The organism is Umezawaea sp. Da 62-37, from assembly GCF_032460545.1.
Taxonomy (GTDB): Bacteria; Actinomycetota; Actinomycetes; order Mycobacteriales; family Pseudonocardiaceae; genus Umezawaea.
In genome coordinates this window covers 262469-282044 of sequence record NZ_CP135965.1, presented here as the reverse complement: position 1 = coordinate 282044, position 19576 = coordinate 262469, and the positions used below count along the sequence as shown (strand labels likewise).

At 71.4% G+C, this 19576-nt stretch carries 19 protein-coding genes; 8 read left to right on the top strand and 11 right to left on the bottom strand.

Features of this window, described 5'->3' with window-relative positions; translation table 11 throughout:
* Nucleotides 1-951, bottom strand: a complete 951-nt coding sequence (locus tag RM788_RS01300) for an EamA family transporter (protein ID WP_315929584.1) — start codon at nucleotides 949-951, stop codon at nucleotides 1-3.
* Between the two features lie 83 nt (nucleotides 952-1034).
* On the opposite strand from RM788_RS01300, the gene RM788_RS01295 reads away from it, so the two are divergent.
* From RM788_RS01295 to RM788_RS01285, 3 genes are all read left to right on the top strand, one after another.
* Nucleotides 1035-1589, top strand: a complete 555-nt coding sequence (locus RM788_RS01295) for a CGNR zinc finger domain-containing protein (protein ID WP_315929583.1) — start codon at nucleotides 1035-1037, stop codon at nucleotides 1587-1589.
* A 198-nt stretch (nucleotides 1590-1787) separates the two neighbouring features.
* Nucleotides 1788-2156 carry a hypothetical protein gene (locus RM788_RS01290; RefSeq protein ID WP_315929582.1) on the top strand — a complete coding sequence of 123 codons (369 nt, stop codon included), beginning with the start codon at nucleotides 1788-1790 and terminating at the stop codon, nucleotides 2154-2156.
* A complete protein-coding gene (locus RM788_RS01285; RefSeq protein ID WP_315929581.1) occupies nucleotides 2153-2575 on the top strand; it encodes a roadblock/LC7 domain-containing protein in 423 nt (140 codons plus the stop codon). Before RM788_RS01290 ends, RM788_RS01285 begins: the two co-directional genes overlap by 4 nt.
* 84 nt (nucleotides 2576-2659) lie before the next feature.
* Here the strand turns inward: RM788_RS01285 and RM788_RS01280 are convergent, their stop codons facing one another.
* Nucleotides 2660-3544, bottom strand: a complete 885-nt coding sequence (locus RM788_RS01280) for a DMT family transporter (protein ID WP_315929580.1) — start codon at nucleotides 3542-3544, stop codon at nucleotides 2660-2662.
* 70 nt (nucleotides 3545-3614) lie between these two features.
* Here RM788_RS01280 and RM788_RS01275 point away from each other — a divergent pair, with 70 nt between their 5' ends.
* On the top strand, nucleotides 3615-4478 hold the full coding sequence (locus RM788_RS01275; protein ID WP_315929579.1) for a LysR family transcriptional regulator: 864 nt from the start codon (nucleotides 3615-3617) through the stop codon (nucleotides 4476-4478).
* A gap of 27 nt (nucleotides 4479-4505) precedes the next feature.
* Here RM788_RS01275 and RM788_RS01270 read toward each other — a convergent pair whose 3' ends face one another.
* The 5 genes from RM788_RS01270 to RM788_RS01250 form a co-directional block, all read right to left on the bottom strand.
* Nucleotides 4506-5171, bottom strand: coding sequence for a response regulator (locus RM788_RS01270; protein WP_315929578.1), 666 nt, complete (start codon nucleotides 5169-5171; stop codon nucleotides 4506-4508).
* Nucleotides 5168-6331: a sensor histidine kinase gene (locus RM788_RS01265; protein WP_315934956.1), complete on the bottom strand. Its 1164-nt coding sequence runs from the start codon at nucleotides 6329-6331 to the stop codon at nucleotides 5168-5170. Before RM788_RS01265 ends, RM788_RS01270 begins: the two co-directional genes overlap by 4 nt.
* Before the next feature lie 103 nt (nucleotides 6332-6434).
* On the bottom strand, nucleotides 6435-9947 hold the full coding sequence (locus tag RM788_RS01260; protein ID WP_315929577.1) for a ricin-type beta-trefoil lectin domain protein: 3513 nt from the start codon (nucleotides 9945-9947) through the stop codon (nucleotides 6435-6437).
* A 163-nt stretch (nucleotides 9948-10110) separates the two neighbouring features.
* On the bottom strand, nucleotides 10111-11187 hold the full coding sequence (locus tag RM788_RS01255) for a M20 family metallopeptidase (protein WP_315929576.1): 1077 nt from the start codon (nucleotides 11185-11187) through the stop codon (nucleotides 10111-10113).
* Nucleotides 11188-11260: 73 nt separating this feature from the next.
* Nucleotides 11261-12457 carry an NsdA family TPR-like regulatory protein gene (locus tag RM788_RS01250; RefSeq protein WP_315929575.1) on the bottom strand — a complete coding sequence of 399 codons (1197 nt, stop codon included), beginning with the start codon at nucleotides 12455-12457 and terminating at the stop codon, nucleotides 11261-11263.
* Nucleotides 12458-12678: 221 nt separating this feature from the next.
* On the opposite strand from RM788_RS01250, the gene RM788_RS01245 reads away from it, so the two are divergent.
* Complete coding sequence (locus RM788_RS01245) at nucleotides 12679-13584, top strand: helix-turn-helix domain-containing protein (protein WP_315929574.1); 906 nt, start codon at nucleotides 12679-12681, stop codon at nucleotides 13582-13584.
* Between the two features lie 18 nt (nucleotides 13585-13602).
* On the opposite strand, the gene RM788_RS01240 is transcribed toward RM788_RS01245, so the two are convergent.
* Complete coding sequence (locus RM788_RS01240) at nucleotides 13603-14454, bottom strand: ADP-ribosylglycohydrolase family protein (protein WP_315929573.1); 852 nt, start codon at nucleotides 14452-14454, stop codon at nucleotides 13603-13605.
* Nucleotides 14455-14472: 18 nt separating this feature from the next.
* A complete protein-coding gene (locus RM788_RS01235; protein WP_315929572.1) occupies nucleotides 14473-14952 on the bottom strand; it encodes a MarR family winged helix-turn-helix transcriptional regulator in 480 nt (159 codons plus the stop codon).
* 63 nt (nucleotides 14953-15015) lie between these two features.
* Here RM788_RS01235 and RM788_RS01230 point away from each other — a divergent pair, with 63 nt between their 5' ends.
* The 3 genes from RM788_RS01230 (at nucleotide 15016) to RM788_RS01220 (ending at nucleotide 18812) form a co-directional block, all read left to right on the top strand.
* Nucleotides 15016-15642 (top strand): NAD(P)-dependent oxidoreductase, encoded by a 627-nt coding sequence (locus RM788_RS01230; RefSeq protein ID WP_315929571.1) that lies wholly within the window; start codon nucleotides 15016-15018, stop codon nucleotides 15640-15642.
* Nucleotides 15643-15817: 175 nt separating this feature from the next.
* Nucleotides 15818-18370 (top strand): glutaminase domain-containing protein, encoded by a 2553-nt coding sequence (locus tag RM788_RS01225; RefSeq protein ID WP_315929570.1) that lies wholly within the window; start codon nucleotides 15818-15820, stop codon nucleotides 18368-18370.
* Nucleotides 18371-18434: 64 nt separating this feature from the next.
* A complete protein-coding gene (locus tag RM788_RS01220; protein WP_315929569.1) occupies nucleotides 18435-18812 on the top strand; it encodes a winged helix-turn-helix transcriptional regulator in 378 nt (125 codons plus the stop codon).
* Here RM788_RS01220 and RM788_RS01215 read toward each other — a convergent pair whose 3' ends face one another.
* Nucleotides 18813-19250, bottom strand: a complete 438-nt coding sequence (locus tag RM788_RS01215; protein WP_315929568.1) for a GlcG/HbpS family heme-binding protein — start codon at nucleotides 19248-19250, stop codon at nucleotides 18813-18815.
* A gap of 2 nt (nucleotides 19251-19252) precedes the next feature.
* Nucleotides 19253-19573, bottom strand: a complete 321-nt coding sequence (locus RM788_RS01210) for an NIPSNAP family protein (protein WP_315929567.1) — start codon at nucleotides 19571-19573, stop codon at nucleotides 19253-19255.
* Nucleotides 19574-19576: the final 3 nt, after the last annotated feature.

The window sequence follows — 19576 nt, the reverse complement described above, 5'->3', positions numbered from 1 at the left end:
TCACTTCTCGAGCGCGACGACGTCCGCCGCCTCGACCGGCTCCGCCGCGGGCTCCTCGGCCCGCACCGCGGCGATGCCGCCGAGGATCAGCGCCCCGCCGACGAGTTGCAGCGGCGTGAGCTGCTCGCCGAGCAGGAACCACGCGAACAGCGACGCGAACACGACCTCGAGCAGTCCGATGAACGACGCGAGCCGGGAACCGAGCAGCCCGGACGCCGTGATCCCGGTGGCGTAGGCCAGCGCCGTCCCGATCACCGCGACGACCAGCAGCGGCACCCACCACGGCGCGGAGGAGCCGAACACCGGCAGGTCGCCGAACACGGCGGTGGACGGCAGGAGACCGGTCATCCCGACCAGGGCGAGCAGGACGCTCGCCAGCAGCAGCCCGGATCCGGCCAGCGCGACCGGCGCCAGGCCGTCGGACGGGCGGGCGGCGATCACGAAGTACAGCGCGCACCCGACGGCCGCGCCGAACGCGATCAGCAGCCCGACCGGGTCCACGGCCCGGATCGCGCCGGGCCCGATCACCAGCACCAGGCCGCCGACGGCGAGCACCGAGCCGATCAGCACGGTCGGCCGCGGCGCCCGCCGGGTGACCGCCCAGGTGAAGCCGACCAGGATGAGGGGCGCGAGGTACTCGACGAGCAGCGCGGTCGACACCGGGATGCGCCGGATGGCGGCGAAGTAGAGGACCTGGGTGATCGCCACGCCGATCACGCCCATGCCGAGGACCCGCCACCGCGCCCGCCACAGGGCGTCCCACCGGCCGCGCAGCGAGACCAGCGTGAACGGCAGCAGCACCAGCCCCGCGGTCAGCGCGCGGGCGGTGACCGCGGCGGTGGGGGACCAGCCCGCCTCCAGCAGCGGTTTGACGAACACGCCGGACGTTCCGAAGGAGACGGCGGAGACCCCCGCCGCGACCAGACCCGCGTATCTCGACGGGAACCTCATGCGTCTCTCCCCAGTCCGGGATGTGTCATGGTCTAACCTGACTTACGGTCCTGACGCTAGAACCGCGGGAGTGAGGAGTCAAATTGCATTTCGCCCCTGACACCGAGGAGTCCCTGGCGCTGGTCGTCGTGCTCTGCAACACCGACCCCGGCGCCTCCCGCAGCGGCGCCGACGAGCTGGCGACGGTGGAGCAGCTCGCCGACCTGCTGGCCGGCTACCCCTTCACCGGGCGCATCGACCACGACGAGGTCGAACTCCAGGACATCCGGCGCACCCGCGACCTGCTGAGGCGGGTGTGGACGCTGGGGCGCGACGACGCCGTGGTGGCGGTCAACGGGATGTTGCGGGACGCGAAGGCGCTGCCGTACCTCACCCGGCACGACGGCCTGGACTGGCACATGCACGCGACCGCCCCCGAGGCGCCGCTCGCGGAGCGCTTCCGGGTCGAGGCCGCGCTGGCGCTCATGGACGTGATCCGGATGAACGAGACCGGGCGGCTGCGGGTGTGCGCGGCGGACGACTGCAACGGCCTCCTGCTGGACCTCTCCCGCAACGCGCTCAAGCGGTTCTGCGGCGTCCGGTGCGGCAACCGGATGAACATGATCGCTTTTCGTGAGCGCCAAGCGGGCGGCCGGTAAGTGGGAGCTGTGTCCCTCTAAAGCTTCAGCGTTGGCCACCATCCGTGCTCAAAGCCCGAAAGATCCCCAATTTTGAATGCTTTACGTAACATTTTTGCCCGACTTAGTCGCACTGCCGTGGAACCGTTAGGCGGAAGGGGGGTGTTCGTAGGTACTGTCCGTGTTGGTTTTTCGGGTGATTGAACTGGAGGTTCACGGGTGAACATCGAGCAAGCGTTGCGCGAGGCGATGGCGATCGAAGGCGCGGTGGGCGTGTCGCTGGTGGACTACGACAGCGGCATGACCCTCGGCACCCAGGGCGGCAACACGCTGCTCGACCTCGAGGTCGCGGGCGCGGGCAACACCGAGGTGGTGCGGGCCAAGATGCGCACCATCGCCGCGCTGCAGCTCGACGACCAGATCGAGGACATCCTCATCACGCTCCAGCGCCAGTACCACCTCATCAGGCCGCTGGCCACCAACCAGGGCGCCCAGATGTTCCTGTACCTGGTGCTCGACCGATCGCGGTCCAACCTGGCGTTGGCGAGGCACCATCTCCGCGCAGTCGAGCGGAACCTCGTCGTATGACCGGCCCGAGGGCAAGCAGGGTGGAGATCCGGCTCGGCGACCCCGCCGCGCTGACCGAACTGCTCGGCAAGGTCCGCACCGATGTCGACGGCGTGGACGGCGTGGTCGTCACCAGTCGTGACGGCCTCGTCCTGGCGGCCGACCTCAACGTCTCGACCGCCCGCGCGGGTGAGGTCGCCTCCCAGGTGGCCGCCATGGCGTCGGTCTCCGCGGGGGTCGGTCTCCGCTTCGTCCAGTCCTCCGAACTGGGGCGCCTCCAGGGCGTCCTGATGGAGGGTGATCGCGGTTGCATCGGCGTCCACCCGCTCAGCGCCACCGTGCTGCTGGTGCTGCTGGGCACGCCCGGAACCGCGATGGGCCGCTTCACGGTCGCCGCCAAGCGGGCGACCGCCATGCTGCTCGCGCCCGACATGGCCTAGTGAACGCCTGGCGGATGAGAGGGTTCGGCCACCGCGGTAGCGCGGGTCGCCGACGGCACCCCGAAGCAAAGATATGAGCAGCGCTCATGCTTTGGCCCTGTCGGGGGCAGGGTGCCGGGTGAGCAGGATTCCGCCGATCACGATCGCCGCGCCCGCGAAGGTGTTCCAGCCGACCGGCTCGCCGAGCAGCAGCACGCCCAACGCGGTCGACCACAGCGGCGTCACGTAGGTGACCGTGGCCGCGACCGTGGGGCCCGCCTCCCGGATCACGTCGAGGTTGATCACGTACGCGTAGCCCGTGCCCACCGCGCCCAGCACGAGCAGGGCCAGCGCGGCGGGCGCGCCCGGCCACGCGGGCGGCCCGGACAGGACGGGCGCGGCGACTCCCAGTTGGACGGTGGCGCAGGTGATCTGCATGGCGGACAACGCGCTCGCCCGGTGCGGCCCGCCGGAGAAGAACCTCCGCGTGTAGGCGAACCCGGCGCCGTAGCAGGTGGTCGCGCCCAGGCAGGCCAGGCCGCCCGCCAGCACGTCGCCGTCCAGGCCGCGCCACACCCCGAGCAGCACCAGCACACCCGCGAAGCCCAGCAGCAGCCCCGCCAGCCGCGTCCGGTTCACCCGCTCACCCAGCACGACCAGCAGCGCGAACGCCAGCGTCGTCAACGGAGTCGTCGCGTTCAGCACGCCCGCCAGCACCGAGTCCACCTTGGACTCGCCGAACGCGAGCAGCGTGAACGGCACCGAGTTGAGCAGCACCGCGACCACCGCCGCGTGCCCCCACGCACGGGGGTCGCGGGGCACGGCCGCCCTCTGCGCCGCGCAGACCAACCACAGCGCCAGCGCCCCGAAGAGGCAACGGGCCAGCGCCACCTGCACCGGCGGCACGCCCGCGTCCACCGCGACCTTGATCAACGCGAAGCTGCTGCCCCAGATCGCGGACAGCAGCACGAACTTCCCGGTTGAACCCACGGCGGGAGCATCACCCGACGGGGCACCATGAGTCCAACAAGTACCCGTCGACCGAGCATGAGAGGCGCTCATGGCCCTGAACCTCGCCCAGTTGCGCGCCTTCCTCGCCGTCGTCGACGAGGGAGGGTTCGGCGCCGCGGCCGACGCGCTCGGCCTCACCCAGTCCGCCGTCTCGCACGCCGTCGCCGCCCTCGAACGCACGCTCGGCCACCCCGTGCTCTCGCGGCGCGGACGTGCCGCGCCCACCGCGTTCGGCGAAGAGGTCCTGGCGCACGCCCGCGCCGCGGTGGCCGCGTCCGCCGCGATCACCGACCTGGCCGAACGCCGACGCGGCGGCGCGCGCGGCACGGTCCGGCTGGCCGCGCCGCCGACCGCCTGCCAGGGCCTGCTGCCCGATCTGCTGGCCCGGTGGCAGGCGGAGTTCCCGCACGTGCGGGTCCGGGTGTTCGAGGGCGAGGACGACGAGGTCGCCGAGTGGCTGCTGGGCGGCACGGTCGACGCCGCGGTCCTGGTCGACCCGCCTCCGGGTTCCGGCGCGCCGGTCTGCGAGGACGCCTTCCACGCCCTGCTGCGCACCGACCACCCGTTGGCGACGCTGCCCGCGGTCGACGTGGCCGACCTCGCCGACGACCCGTTCCTGCTGTCCCGCGGCGGCTGCGAGCGACACGTGCGGCAGGCGCACGCCGGCCACCCGTTCACCCCGCGCCACCGGGTTCGCGAACTCGGCACGCTGCTCGCCATGGTCCGCGCGGGCGTGGGCGTGTCGATCGTGCCCGGCCTGGTGGCCTCGATGCTGCCGCCCGGCCTGGTGCTCGTGCCGCTGCGCGACCAGGTGGTCCGCAGACTCGTCCTCAGCGGCCCACCGACCCGCGAGTGGCACCCGGCCGTGACGGCGCTGGTGGACTCGGTCCGCGTCCCCGCGGGCCGGGCCTGACCCGTTCGCAGGTCACCGGGATCCGGTCTACGACACCAGCCCCGACCGGTAGGCCAGCACCACGGCCTGCACCCGGTCCCGCAGGTCCAGCTTCGTCAGGATCCGCGACACGTACGTCTTCACCGTCTCCGGGCTGAGCACCATCGCCGCCGCGATCTCCGCGTTCGACAGCCCCTCCGCGATCAGCGTCAGCACCTCGCGCTCACGGCGGGTCAACGACTCCACCGGCCCGGCCGCGGCCACCCCCGGCTTCAGCCGGTCCGCGAACCGTCCGATCAGGTCCCGCGTGATCGCCGGGGCCAGCAGCGACTCCCCGCGGGCGATCGTGCGGATGCCGTTCACCAGTTCCAGCGGCGGTGAGTCCTTCAGCAGGAACCCGCTGGCCCCGGCCCGAAGCGCCTCGTACACGTAGTGGTCGACGTTGAACGTGGTCACCACCAACACCCGCAGCGGTGTGGCCGCGCCGGGACCGGCCAGCCGGCGGGTCGCCTCGATCCCGTTCAGCAGCGGCATCTGGATGTCCATCACGACCACGTCCGGCCGCAGCCGCTCACCCGCCTCGACCGCCTCCACACCGTTGTCGGCTTCCCCGACGACCTCCATGTCCGCCTGCGCGGAAAAGATGGCGGAGTACCCGGCGCGCACCAGCGCCTGGTCCTCGCAGATCAGCACGCGGATCGGCGCGTCGGTCACGTATCGCTCCCCAGGGGAATGCGGGCTCGGACGCCGAACCCGCCGTCGGGCCGCCCGGCGGCGGTCAGCTCACCACCGAGCAGCGTCACGCGTTCACGCAGACCGCTCAGCCCACGCCCACCACTCGGCAGTCCTGGCCCCGCGGTGGCCGGACCGGCGGTCGTCACCTCGATACCGACCCATTCGGCACCCCGGTCGACCCGCACCGCCGTGCGCTTGCCGTGCGCGTACTTCAGCGCGTTGGTCAACGACTCCTGCACCACCCGGTACACCGCCAGTTCCACCCCGACCGCCATCGGCCGGGCGTCGCCGCTCTCGGTCAGCTCGACCGGCTGACCGGACTGCCGCGCCTGCTCGACCAGGTCCTGCGGGCTGCCCAACGCGGGTTTGCGGGTCGCCGACTCACCGGTCGCCTCCAGCACGCCGAGCAGGTACCGCAACTCCGTCATGGCCCGCCTACCGGTCCCGCTGATCGCCACCAGCCCTTCGGCGACGCGCTCCGGCGCACTGTCCAACTGGAACTGCGCCGCGTCCGCCTGCACGACCATCGCGGTCACGTGGTGGGTAACCACGTCATGCAGCTCACGCGCGATCCGCGACCGCTCGGCGGCCGTCGCCAACTCCGCACTCAGCTTGCGCCGCTCGACCTCCTGCGCCCGCCACCGCCGCATCCGCCAGCCCGCCGCCCACATGATCGCCAGCACCAGGTAGATCACGACGAAGTCCACGAACGCCTGCGGCGACCCCAGAACGTGCAGCACCACCGCCAGCACGACGTAGGCCGCACTCGCCACCAGCCCCGCAGCGAACCGGAACCGCTCCTGGTGGGCGCCCACGGCGTACAGGGCGAGGTAGAGACCCACACCGGCGATCGACGTCGGATAGCCGACAGCCTGGTGCACGGCGAAAGCCGCCGCCACGACAGCCAGGCACACCGCGGGCAACCGGGTCCGCAGCACCAACGGCAGGGTCTGCGCCAGGATCAGCACCACACCCAACGCGTCGAGCGGATGCCGCGGCAGATCCCCGAACTCCGCCCCGATCGGATCCAGGGCGGGCACGAACGGCAACACCACGGCCACACCGGCAAGCAGCGCGTCCTTCTTGTCGGTGTTCCACGCCCGCCATCGATCAGCGAGAGGGCGCAGCCGCTCCAACATCGCGTTCACGGGCGGAACCCTATCGCCGCCCCCTTCCGGCGTAACTCGTACGGGTGACAAGCAAGCGTGCCGCCGGGGTGCCCACACCGGGGTGAAGACGCGATCAGGTGCCCAAGACGAACCGCTGCGCCGCCGTGGTGTTGCAGTCCCAAACCCGAAGCCGGTCGCCCGGCTTGGCGGCGCCGTCGGGGTCGTCGAGGCAGCGCCCGGACCTCGGGTTCTGCATCGTCCCGTCGGCGCGGGTGACCCACGTCTGGGAGTTCGTCCCGTTGCAGTCCCACAACTGGACGAGCGCCCCGTTCGCCGTCTCGCCGTTCGTCACGTCCAGGCACTTCCCCAACGTCCGCAGCGTGCGGTCACCCGGAGCCGACCAGCGCTGGGCGTCGCTGGAGTTGCACCCGTACAGCTGGACACCGGTGCCGGACGCGGGATCCGCGTTCGCCACGTCGGCGCAGGTGCCGCCCGGCCCGCTCACCGCGGTCGGCGGGAACGCCCAGACCTGGCCCGCCGCGCCCGAGCAGTCCTGGATCCGCAGTGCCGTGCCGGCCGCGGTTCCCGGAACGTCCAGGCACCGGCCCGACACCGGGTTGACCAAGGTTCCGTCCGACCCCGACCGCCACACCTGCGCCCCGGACCCGTTGCACGTGTACAACTGCACCGCCGTCCCGTTCCCGGTCCCACCGCCTGCCACGTCCAGGCACTTGTCGAGCACCTTCACGGCACCACCGGCGGGCGGCACGACCTGCTGGCCGGGGGAGTGGTCGCAGACCGCCACCTCGACCGGCGTGCTGTCGGCGGACGCCCCGCCGCGCGCGGCCAGGCACCGGCCGCCCGCACCGGACACCTGACCCGCCTTGGGGTTGGTCGTCGCGGTGCCGGACAGCGCCACGGTGTGCGCGCCGCCGACCGGCAGGCTCGCCGTCGTCACGGTCACCGTGCGGCTGTCGGCGTTGTAGGACCACGCCGTCTCCGGCAGCCGGGTGCCGTCCACGGACACCGCCGTGGGCGCGGCGGAGTTGGTGAGCCGCAAGGTGTACGCCCGCGACGAAGCCGCACCGGGGAACGCCCCGGTGGTCGCGCCCACGGTCAGCGTGCGGCTGCCGTTGTTCCAGCCGATCGGCGTGCTGGTGGACTGGCCGGACCGGAAGCCCGCGCCTTCGCCCGCGTCCTGGTACAGCGAGAACGTCCCGTCGGCGCCCGCCCCCACGGTCAACGTGAGCTGGGTCAGCGGCTGCGCCTTCTGGTTGGCGACGTAGTCGGTGCGGGTCGGCACGATGCCGCCGGACTTGACCAGCACCGGCATCGACGCGAGCGGCCTGGTGATGGTCGTGGTGGTCGGCCCGGTGTAGCTGGTGCCGGTGAAGTAGTCGGTCCACGTGCCCGGTGGGATCCACGCGCTCACCGAACCGTTGCCCGCCGCGTCGTTCGGCGTGGTGATCGGGGCGACCAGCACGTTGTCGCCGTACAGGTACTCCTGCGGGTGGGTGTAGGCGTCGTTCTGCGCCGGGTAGTCCAGGTACAGCGGCCGGGTGATGGGCACGCCGGTCGTGGTCGCCTGCCGCGCCGTCGTGTACGTGTACGGCACCAGCGATTCGCGCAGCCGCAGGAACCGCTCCGCGCTCGCCGCGGCCGCGCCCGTGTAGTTCCACGGCAGCCGGTCGCCGTGGTCGGAGTGCAGCCGGTCGACGGGCTGGAAGGCGCCCAGTTGCACCCAGCGCGCGTACAGGTCGTCGGGCAGGTGGCCGCCGTGGAAGCTGCCGATGTCGTGGCTGATGTTGCTCAGCCCCGCGGCGGCCTCGTCCGGGGTGAAGCGGGCCTCGAAGGCGAGCATGGCCCACGAGTCGGGGGTGTCACCGGTGAACTGGAGGGTGTTGCGCCGCTCCGACCACGGGCCGAGCGGGTAGCTGCTGTGGATGCCGCCCTGTTCGGCGCCGCCGACGCGGGAGAACGCGAACCCGCGCAGGCCCCTGGCGGTGGCCTCGTCGGCGTAGGCCTGGTTGACCAGGTTGTCCGCGGCCAGGTGCGGGTTCGACGCCCGCGACCCGCCGCAGGTGGTGCAGTAGTCGAGCCACCAGGCCCGCACACCCTGCTGGTTGAACGGCTTGTGCAGGTCCAGGTAGGACTTCAGGTGCGCGGGGTTGCTCCAGTCCCAGCGGAAGTTGCTGCTCCCGTCGGCGGGCAGGCCGCCCGCGGTGGCGTTGGTCGCGGCGAACCCCGGGTCGTTGCCCGCGATGGACGGGTGCACGTTCAGCGACACCGACAGGCCCTGCTGCGCGGTCCAGTCCATGAAGGCCTGCGGGTTCGGGAACAGGTTCTGGTTCCAGTTCCAGCCGTTCCACTGGGTCGGCGACTTCCAGTCCGTGTCGACGACGAGCCAGTCGATCGGCACCTGGTGCGAGCGGAACGCCGGCAGCAGCGTGTTCTGGTAGTCGGCGGTGCTGTAGGCGAAGTAGCGGGAGTACCAGACGCCGTAGGCGGACTGGGGGAGCAGCGCGGTGCCGCCGACGAGGGCGTTGAGGTCGGACAGGCCCTGCTTGTAGTCCTGCCCGTACCCGAACAGGTAGCCGTCCTGGTAGGGCTGGGTGCCGTGCGACCGGCGGTCGGTGGTGGTGCGGTCGGCGTTGAGCACGGGGGTGCGGGTGTCGTCGAGCAGGTACCAGCCGTCGCGGTCCAGGATGCCGGGGTGCTCGCCGGTCGGGACGGCCTCGGGGTTGTCCAGCGACCGGTCCCAGCCGCCGAGGGTGTTCGTCGGGCCCGCGCCGTAGCCGGTGGCGAGCAGCGTCCGGTCCGCCGCGGGGTAGGCGGCACCGGTCGGGGTGACCGCGATGCTGTCGATGTTGACGTTGCCCGATGTCCCGGAGTCCATGGCGATCCGGACCGCGTGCGTGCCCGCGCCGAGGTTCAGCGTCACCGACGCGGTTGACCACGTGTCCCAGGAACCGGTCACCGGCAGGGACAGGGTCGGCCCGGCGGCGCCGTCGACGGTGGTCGACAGCGTCCTGGTGACCGACTGGTTGTCACCCCCGGCGGCGTTGGCGTAGCGCACGGACAGCCGGTAGCCGCCCGCCGACGGCACGGCCGACACGTCGTGGACCAGGCTCGACCCGGTGGCGGTCAGCCCGGCGACGAAGCCGGAGCCGGTGAAGTCGCGGTGGTCGTAGGCCGTGGACGCGGACCCGCCGAGCAGGCCGGTCTCCGCCTCGCACGCCGTGCCGAACGCGCAGTACGACGGGAACGCCGGTGCCCCGGTGACGCCGGTCGCGGTGAGCTTGACCGAGGTGTTCGCCGCGGTGAACGGGCCGCTGCCCTGCCGGTAGCGCAGGGCCAGGCCCGCCGTGCGGATCTCGCGGAAGCCGTCGACGACCGCGGTGGTGAACGAGGGCACCGGCATGGACCTGCTGGTGGCGTTGAACGTCGTCGCGTCGAGGAACACGTCGTCGCCCGCGTACTCCATGCGGACCAGCGTCGGGGTGAGCACCTGGAACCGCGCGTGGCCGTCCGTGACGACGTTGGACGCAGCTTGGCGGCCCGCGTGGGCCGGGGTGGAGGCGATCACCGCGGCGGCGGCGACCGCGGCCACGACGGCGATCGACTTCCACGAGCGCGGTGGTGGCATCGGGCACCTCACGGGATTCTGCGCTGAACCGGTAGCGGGCAGTGATGAATCTGGCGATTGTCCGGTGGACAGCGCAGCCGCCGAACGCACCAATGTGGCAAAACCGCAGCGTGAGGACGGTTTGGTGCAGGTGAGCCCTTTGTCGCATTTGTCGATGACCAGGTCACGCAATTGTGCCGAGAAATGCGCGCAGGGCCTGCCGATAAGGCTCGACAGTGGTCAGGTCCGCGTACTCGTCAGGCCCGTGCTGACCATTCCCGCCCACCCCGAAGATGACCGCGTCGACACCCCGCTGGAAGTAGAAGCGGCTGTCCGCCGCGCCATGCTTGCGCAGGAGGTCACCCGAGTAGCCCTGCGCGCGGGCGGCCGCCTGCAACGCGACCACGTCGGGGTTGTCCGGCTCGGCGCGGTGCGGCGGTTCGGTGCTGTCGACCACCGCCGTCACCCCCGGCGGGCACAGCGCGGTGAGGTGCGCGGCCACCTCGTCCGCGCTGCGACCGGTGAAGTCGCGGTCCTCGGCCGGGAACCGGATGTCCAGCCACGCCGTCGCGTCCGCCGGGATCTGGTTGAGCGCCTGGTTGTCCGTCGCGATCCGGGCGACGTTCACCGTCGTCCGCCACACCTCCTCGGTCGCCACCGGGTACGCCGCCAGGACCGCGTCGACGGCCCGCGTCACCTTGACCAGCGCGTTGTCACCCAACCACTGGTACGCGCCGTGCCCCGCCTGCCCCGTCGCGCACAGCCGCGCGTTCGCGATGCCCTTGGACTCGGTCACCACCCGCAGCCCGCTGTGCTCGCCGATCACCACGAAGTCGGCGGTGACGCCCTGCTCGAGCTGGTGCCGCGTCCCGTCCCGTCCGCCGACTTCCTCGTCGGTGACCAACTGGAGGGCGATGGGGAGTGTCTCGGCCACCTCGCGGAACACCTGCGCCTGCACCAGCGCGGACAGCTTCATGTCCTGAGTGCCGCGGCCGATCAGCCGGTCGCCCTCCCTGCGCGGGACGAACTGGTCCGCCGTACCCGGCACCACGTCCAGGTGCCCGTTGAGGATCACCCGGAACGGCCGCCGCCCACCCGCGTGGACCAGCGCGCTGGGCTTGCCGCGCGACTCGAACCGCTCGACCTCGAAACCGGGACCGACCACGTCCACCACGAAGTCCAGTGCCCGGTGCAGGTCTTGGGGGCGGTCGGCGGTGGAGCGGATCGCGAGCAGTTCCTCGGCCAGCGGCAGGAAGTCCATGGCCGCCATGCTGCCCGGTTCGGCGCGGATCCGAAATCGTCCTCAGTGGACACCCATCCGGCGGCCTGCCAGCTCACCGCCGCCGCATGTCCTCGTAGACCTCGCGCAGCCCAGCGGCTTCGGGCAGTTCCCGCAGTTCAACCGCCCTCACGACCTCCGCCGCACGCCAGTGGTTCGACGGCACCACGCGGCCGGACGTCATGGCCCGCATCGTGTGGTGGCAGGCCTCGTCCAACCGGTCGGTCACCAGGAGCGCGAGCGACATGTCGATGTTGGCGGATGCCACCCGACGCGGCCAACCGGTCGGGTCGTCACCCGCGTTCAACCGCCTGATGATCTCGCGCGCGAACCCCTCGGCCGCGGGGTCGCCGATCCACGCGAGCGTTGTGGCCGTGTACGCGACCGCCTTGTCGGGGTCGTAGCGGTAGTGGTGCTCCGGCTTGTCCGGCCGTTGGAGAGGTGATGCCAGGCGTTGCACCTCGTTGAGGGCGGCATGCGTCTCCTTGACCTGCCCCAGTCGCGCGTGAGCGCGACCGGATTGGGCCGTCGCCTGGATTTCCACCGAACTCCCGGTCGGCGCGAGTGCCATGGCCCGGTGGGACAGTTCGAGCGCGCGGACGTGGTCGCCTTCGGTGAGAACGCGCCAAGCCTCCGTCTCGAACGTCCACGCGTGGATCTCGGCGTGCTCGGTGTGCGTCGCCAGGCTCGCCGCGGTCCGCAGACGTGCGATGGCCGCTTCGGGTTGGTCCAGGTCGATGTGCACCGTCGCGCCGAGCAACGAAAGCCAACCGCCCACCACCAGCAACCGCCGGTGCTCGCCCAACGTCTTCCTCGCGTCCAGCAGCCGGTTCACGTAGCGCAGGTGTCGCCGGACGCGTTCGAGCAGATCCACCGGCGGCGTTCCGGGATAGGCGATCGCCAGTTCGTCGACGACCGCTTCGAGTCTTTCCAGCGTTTCGCGACCGACGTCACTGGCGTTCACACGCCGGGCCAGCTCCAAGGCGTCCTGTTCGTCGTCATCGGAACCGGCCGGTGCAGGCCATGGCTGGATCCCCGTCGCGCGGACGGGCGACAGCAGCGCGTCCAACTCGGTCAAGCCGATCTTCAGGAGGCGCGCCAGCTTGGGACGCTGGAACGGGAGTGGTTCGCTTGTGCCGGCTTCCCAGCGGACCACCGTCGAACGCTCGACGCGAGCTGCCTCGGCCAATGCCTCCTGGGTGAGACCGACCGCCTTCCGCGCTCGCGCCAAGGCGGTTCGCCGCAATGCCATCGAGTGGCCTCCAGGCAAGGGCTCATGACGATTCCCGGACTTCGTTCACGCAGGTCAACGATACCAATGCATCGGAGATGCCTCACTCGTGCGCCGTTCGCGCTCTGTTCCAGCTTGATCCACTTGGCTTGAGTGGCGCCGAGACTTGGACAGCCGGTCCTCGCACAAGGCTTTCCACGCCGTCCGCCGCCGCCACCAAGCACCAAGGAGTACCCGGAGTGATGCTGAAGCCAGACGACGCGCTCGACAGCGAGAATGTCGACAACGGGCAACCAGTCGGCCGCCTGAGCACTGCGCACACGCGTGAAATCGGCGAGGAACTACGCCGGATTCGTCAGTGCTGCGGAATCAAGGGCACCGCCATCTGCCGTGAAGTGGGGTGGTCTCCGGCCAAGCTCAGCAAACTGGAAAGCGGTGATCGAGGCGCGGGCGAAGCGGATGTCGCCACACTGCTGGGCTTCTACCGCGTCGCCAAGGACACCCGGAATCGCATCCTCGGAATGGTCACCGAACCCGACCTCGGCTACTTCATGCGGATGCACGACGATTCTCCCGACGACGTGTTGTGCGCACGTATGCATGAAGCGAGGGCGCGGACGATCACCGGGTACGAGCCGCTTCTGGTGCCGTCGCTGCTGCAGAGCAAGGCGTACGCCGAGGCTCTGTTCGGTCATGTCATCGGTGGGCAGGAGCAACTCGTGGCCCGGCTCGGTTCCCGTGTCGATCGGCAGGCGGTGCTGGAACGGGAATCGCCGCCCGAGTCGGAGTTCTACGTCCATGAAGCCGCGTTGAGCCTGGTGGTGGGCGACACCGCCGTCATGCACGACCAGTGCATGCGGCTCGGCTTCATGGCCCGTCGCCCCCGGCTCAGCCTGCGGGTGGTGCCGATGTCTACGGGGCACGCCGCGTTGCGGCATTCGGTGACGCTTCTGACGTTCGCCGAACCGCTTCGGCCGCTGGCCTGCGGCGAGACCGACACGGCAACGGTGTTCTTCGACGAGGACACGGCCATCGCCGCGGTTCGCCGCAAATTCACGGCACTCGACGTGTTGGCCCTGAGCCACGAGCGGTCGGAAGCGCTCGTCCTGCACTGGGCCGGTGTGCACGACGTGGCCGGTACGCGGTGAGCCACCGGCGCATCGTCCTCAGTGGACACCCAGTGCGCCCAGCAACCGGGTGTCCAGGTCAGCCAGGTAGTCGTAGCCGTACGGGCCGCGTTCCAGGCCCTCCAGCAGCACCCCCGGCAGGTCCTGCGTGATCTCGGTGGAGCGGGAGGCGGCGGCCAGGGCGATGGTGGCCACGGTGTCGACGTCGCCGGTGAACGCGACGCACGCTCGCAGCAGCGCGCTCATCGACGTGGTCGACGCCAGCGCGGTGACCGCCGCGCGGACGCTCATCAGCCCCTTCGACCCGACCGGCCCGGTCCACGGCGTGGCCCACTCACCCGAGGGGAGCAGTCCGTCGAGCCAGTGTCCGATCTCCGCGACCGGGCCGAGGGTGCGGTGGCAGTAGTGCACGGCGAGTGCGGCGGCTTGGGCGGCCTTGACGCCGTCGGGGGTGTTGTGCGTGATGCGGGCTTGGACGGCGGTGGTGCGCAGGACGTCGTCGACTGAGGCGAGCAGGCCGACGGGGGCGGCGCGCATGGCGGCGCCGCTCTTGTCGCTGTCGGGGCGGATGCGGGCGAGGAGTGCGGCGCCGTCGGGCAGTTCGGGCAGCAGTGCCTGGAAGCCCCTGGCGTAACCCACGCGCGGGTCGCGGCGGAAGGCCGTGACGAACGCGTCGGCGAACCGGGCCGCGGTCCACGGCCCGTCGGACGCCAGCACCTCGGCGACCGCGATGCTCATCTGGGTGTCGTCGGTGTAGCGGCCCGCGACCAGGTCGGGGTGCACCGGGTTGTCCACGTACGCGCGCAAGGTGTTGTGCGCCAGCACGAAGTCGGGCTCGGCGTACTCGAAGCCCGCTCCGTACGCGTCGCCGACCGCGAGTTCCACCAGCATCCGGCGATGCTCCCACGGCTAGTCGGTCATGTCCTCCGCCGCCTGCTCGCCCGCCGCGGTGGCGCGGCGCAGGAAGTCGGCGATCACGTCGAGTTCGGCCGGGTCGTAGCGCGCGCAGATCTCGTCCAACGAGCTGTTCATGCCTGCGTAGTGCCGGTACATCTCGGCGTTGCGGTCGGGCACGATCCGCACGACGACGGCGCGGCGGTCGGCGGGGTCGCGGTCGCGGGTGATCCAGCCGCCGCGTTCGAGGCGGTCGAGGATGCCGGTGATCGTGGCGGGGTGCAGGCCGGCGCGCTTGGCGAGGGCGGTCGGGTTGAGCGGGCCGTGCCGGGAGACCAGGTCGAGGCAGTCGAGGTCGACGTCCTTCAGCTCGACCTTCGTGCCCACCTGGTGGTTGAGCAGCGCCAGCTGGACGCGCAGGTCGCGCAGTGACTCCTTGATCGTGACCGTGGACCGGCCGCGCCGCCCGGACTCGTCATGTACTTTGGAACTCATATGATATCGCCCTCGTAGGATATGGGGTGCGAATCACAAGGTACTCGACCTGGGGAGACACGGATGAAGATCATCGTTTTCGGCGCCACCGGCGGCGTCGGCGGACATGTCGTGCGGCAGGCGCTCGACGCGGGCCACCGGGTCACGGCGGTCGTCCGCGACCCGTCGCGCTTCGACCAGCGGCACCCGTCGCTGTCCGTGCTGACCGTTCCCGACCTGTCCGCGCTGCCCGACCTCGAGGCCTGCGACGCGGTCCTGTCCGGCGTCGGCCCGCGCGGCCGCAAGGACGGCCCGGTCGCGTCCACCGCCGTGCGCGGCATCCTGCGCGCCATGGCCGCGGCCGACATCAGGCGGCTGGTCGCGGTGAGCGCGGCCCCGGTCGGGCCGGTGCCGGAGGACGAGACGTTCCTCAACCGGCGGCTGCTGCTGCCGTTCATCGGGGCGGTGCTGCGGGACGTGTACGCGGACCTGACGGCCATGGAGCAGGCGATGCGGGACAGCGGCGTCGAGTGGACGGCCGTGCGGCCGCCGAAGCTGGTCGACAAGCCGGTGACGAGGGAGTACCGGAGCGTCGTCGGCGGCAATCCCCGCGGTGGCTATTCGATCTCCCGCGCCGACACGGCGCACGCGATGCTCGCCGCGCTCGACGATGCGGCGACGGTCCGGCAGGCGGTGGGGGTGGCCTACTGAGACCGTCCGCGGCGCATTTGTCCGGTACCGGATTCGATGCGCCGCGGGACAGCGGCCAAGTGGGCGCGAGCCGGTTGGCGGGATATTTACAACGTTGTACCAACGATGTAAGAACTGGGTGAACGCCCCTGCACCGTTCCAGCGCGGCCGCCCGCTCCTGCCGGAAAGGCCTTCCATGTCGGAATCGAACCCCCTGTCCCGCCGCACCCTGCTCGGCTGGGCGGGTGGGGCGGCCGTCGCGGCCGCCGCACCCGGCTGGCTCCCCACGTGGGCGGAGGCGGCACCCGGCGACGTCAGCGCGCTGGGCACCTTCGACCCGCTGCGCCCACCCGCGACCCCGCTGTTCGTCCGCTCGCCCTACCTGAGCGCGTGGCAGCCGTCGAACGAGCTGGTCGGCGGCTGGTCGGCGTTCTGGAACGGCCGCACGACCGCCCTGTGCGGCATCGCGCGCGTCGACGGCACGGCGTACCTGTTCGCGGGCAACCCCGCGCTGCCGTCCGGACCCGCGCTGACCCGGATGACGCAGACCTCCCTGCGGGTCACGGCGACGCGGTCGATCTACACCCTCACCGGCGGCGGCGTGACGCTGACCGCCACGTTCTTCTCGCCCGTCGCGCCCGAGGACCTGCGCCGCCAGTCCGTGCCGTTCGGCTACCTCACCATCACCGCCGCCAGCACCGACGGCCGCTCGCACACCGTGGACGTGCACGTCGACCTGTCGGCCGAGTGGGTTCACGGGAACAGCGCGACGCCGGTGACCTGGGCGCAGCGGCAGACCGGGACGACGACCGCCCTCACCGTCACGCCCGCCGCCCCGACCGTGCTCGCGGAGAACAACGAGCAGGCGACCTGGGGCACGCTCGTGGTGGCCGCGTCGACCGGCTCGGGGCTGACCTGGCAGATCGGCCAGGACACCCTGCTGCGCGCGGCGTCGGCGGGACAGGGCGCGCTGGCCAACACCTCCGACACCGCGCAGCCCCGGCCGATCAACGACCGGTGGCCGGTGCTGGCGCTGAACAAGAACCTCGGCACGGTCGCCGCGGGCGCGACCTCGGCGCCGTTCACGATCGCCGTCGGGCACGTGCGGACGCCCTCGGTGAGCTACCTGGGCACGCAGCTGGCGCCGTGGTGGACGCGGCAGTGGACGACGTGGCCGGACATGGTCGACTGGTTCCTCGCCGACTACTCCTCCGCGCTCACCGCGGCGACGGCGCTGGACACCAAGGTGCACGACGACGCGGTGCGGGCGGGCGGCGAGCACTACGCGGCCCTGTGCGCGCTCGCGCTGCGGCAGGCGTTCGGCGGCACGGAACTGGTGGACCGCGGCGGCTCGCCGTGGGCGTTCCTGAAGGAGATCTCCTCCAACGGCAACATGTCCACGGTGGACGTCACCTACCCGGCGTTCCCCGCCTACCTGCACCTGGCGCCGAACTACCTGCGGCTGCTGCTGGAACCGCACTTCGACTACGCCGAGCGCGGCGGCTGGCCCAAGGAGTTCGCGCACCACGACCTCGGGTTCCACTACCCGGTCGCCACCGGGCACAACGACGGCGACGAGGAGGACATGCCGGTCGAGGAGTCGGCGAACATGCTGATCATGTCCGCCGCGCTCGTGCAGAAGCTGCCCGCGGCCGACGCGCGCGCGTTCGCGGCCGCGCACCAGCCGATCCTGCGCCGGTGGGCCGAGTACCTGGTGGCCAACGCGCTCGACCCCGGTTCCCAGAACCAGACCGACGACTTCACCGGGTTCATCGCGCACAGCGCGAACCTGGCGCTCAAGGGGATCATCGGCATCGGCGCGATGGGGATCGTGTCCGCCGCGCTCGGCAACACCGCCGACGTCCAGCGGTACCGGTCGATCTCGCGCGGCTACGCGAGCCAGTGGGTGACCCTCGGGCAGGACTCGTCGAACCAGCACCTCAAGCTCGCCTACGACCAGGCGGGCACGTGGAGCCTGAAGTACAACGGGTTCGCCGACAAGCTGCTCGGCCTCGACCTGGTGCCGGTGGGCGTGGCCGCCCAGGAAGCCGCCTGGTACCAGGCCCGCGCCGGGCACTTCGGCGTGCTGCTCGACCCGCGCAACAACTACACCAAGGCCGACTGGGAGGTGTGGACGGCGGCCTGGCTGTCCGACCGCACCGGCGTGCGCGACGCGCTGGTCGAAGGGGTCTACGCCTTCGCGAACGAGACACCGCAACGGGTCCCGTTCAGCGACTGGTACGTCGTCGGCGACGGCACCCAGCGCGGGTTCACCGCCCGTCCCGTCGTGGGCGGCATGTTCGCGCTCGTGGTGAAGCCCGCGACCTCGGCCGTGGTGTGGGCGCGGATCCAGAACCAGAACTCCGGCAAGGTGCTCGCCGTGTCCGGGGCCTCGCTGGCCGACTCCGCCGAGGTCACCCAGTGGACCGACAACGGCACGTCCGACCACGTGTGGACGGTGGTGGACAACGGCGACGGCAGCGTGCGGATCACCAACCGCAACAGCGGCAAGGTGCTCGCCGTGCAGGACCAGGGCGTGGCCGACGGCGCGCACGTCCAGCAGTACCGCGACAACGGCACACCCGACCACCTGTGGCGGATCGTCGACGCGGGCGGCGGCTGGTCGAAGATCGTGAACGTGCGCAGCGGCAAGGTCCTCGCCGTGGACCAGGCGTCCAAGGCGGACGGCGCGCAGATCACCCAGTGGACCGACAACGGCACGTCCGACCACCTGTGGAAGCTGATCTGACCCGCTACCCGATGGGAAGCAGGGGTGGTTATGATCTGCTACTTCCGTTCGGGAAGGGCGATTCATGACCACCACCTGCGCCACCGGTCGGCACGGCGACCACGACGTGTACGCGGCGCAGTGCCCGTGCCGCGCCATGCTCGACCTGCTCGCGAACAAGTGGTCCGCGCTGGCGATCGGGTCGCTGGAGGGCGGACCGCGGCGGTTCGGCGTGCTGCAACGGACGTTGCAGGGCGTCAGCCCGAAGGTGCTCACGCAGACGCTGCGCAGGCTGGAGGAGTTCGGGTTCGTCGACCGGACCGTCTACCCGGCCGTCCCGCTGCACGTCGAGTACTCGCTCACCGACCTGGGCCGCAGCGCCGCCGTCCCGCTGGCGGCGCTGCGGACCTGGGTCGAGGACAACATGGACTCGGTGACCGAGGCGGCCGCGAGCTGCGGCTGATCAGGCGGGGACGGTGAACCCGAGCGCGGCCAGCGCCGCTTCGGCGGCCTCCTGGTCCTGCGCGTAGGTGCCGCCGGACACGCCGAGGCCGCCGATCACCTCGCCGTCGAGGACGACGGGGTAGCCACCGCCCACCGCGACCACCCGCGGGTGGTGCTGGAGCGGCGCGATCCGCGGGTCGGCCACGTAGTCGTTCCACACGTGGGTCGGGGTGCGGAACGCGACCGCGGTCCACGCCTTGTCGACCGCCACCTCCGCGGGCAGGAACGGCACGTCGTCGGTGCGCTCGAACGCCCTCAGGTGCCCGCCGGGGTCGGTCACGGCCACCGCGACGCCGAAGCCGATCCCGCGGGCGGCCTCGCGCACGGCCTCGACGAGCGCGACCGCTGCGGCCCGGCTGATCGAGGTGGTCGGGATGGTCTGCCGGTCGTCGGCCATGGTCAGTTCAGCCCCGACGCGGGCGTGGGGACCACGCGGGTGATGACGGACTTCTCCCCGATGAGCAGGTCGTGCACCACCGGGCCGATCTCGTCCTTCCACCGGTCGGACCCGTACACGGCGGCGGTGGCGTCCGCGTGGTGCGCGTCGTCGGCGAACCGGCGGATCCACACGTAGCCGTCGGGATCCTCGGCGTCCACGAAGGACGCGACGACGTCCATCCCGGCCGACGCCTGGAACGGGATGACGACGTCCTCCATGTAGCGCACCCACTCGTCGCGGCGGCCGGAGGAGGTCTGGTAGCGGCGGATCTCGTAGAACACGGG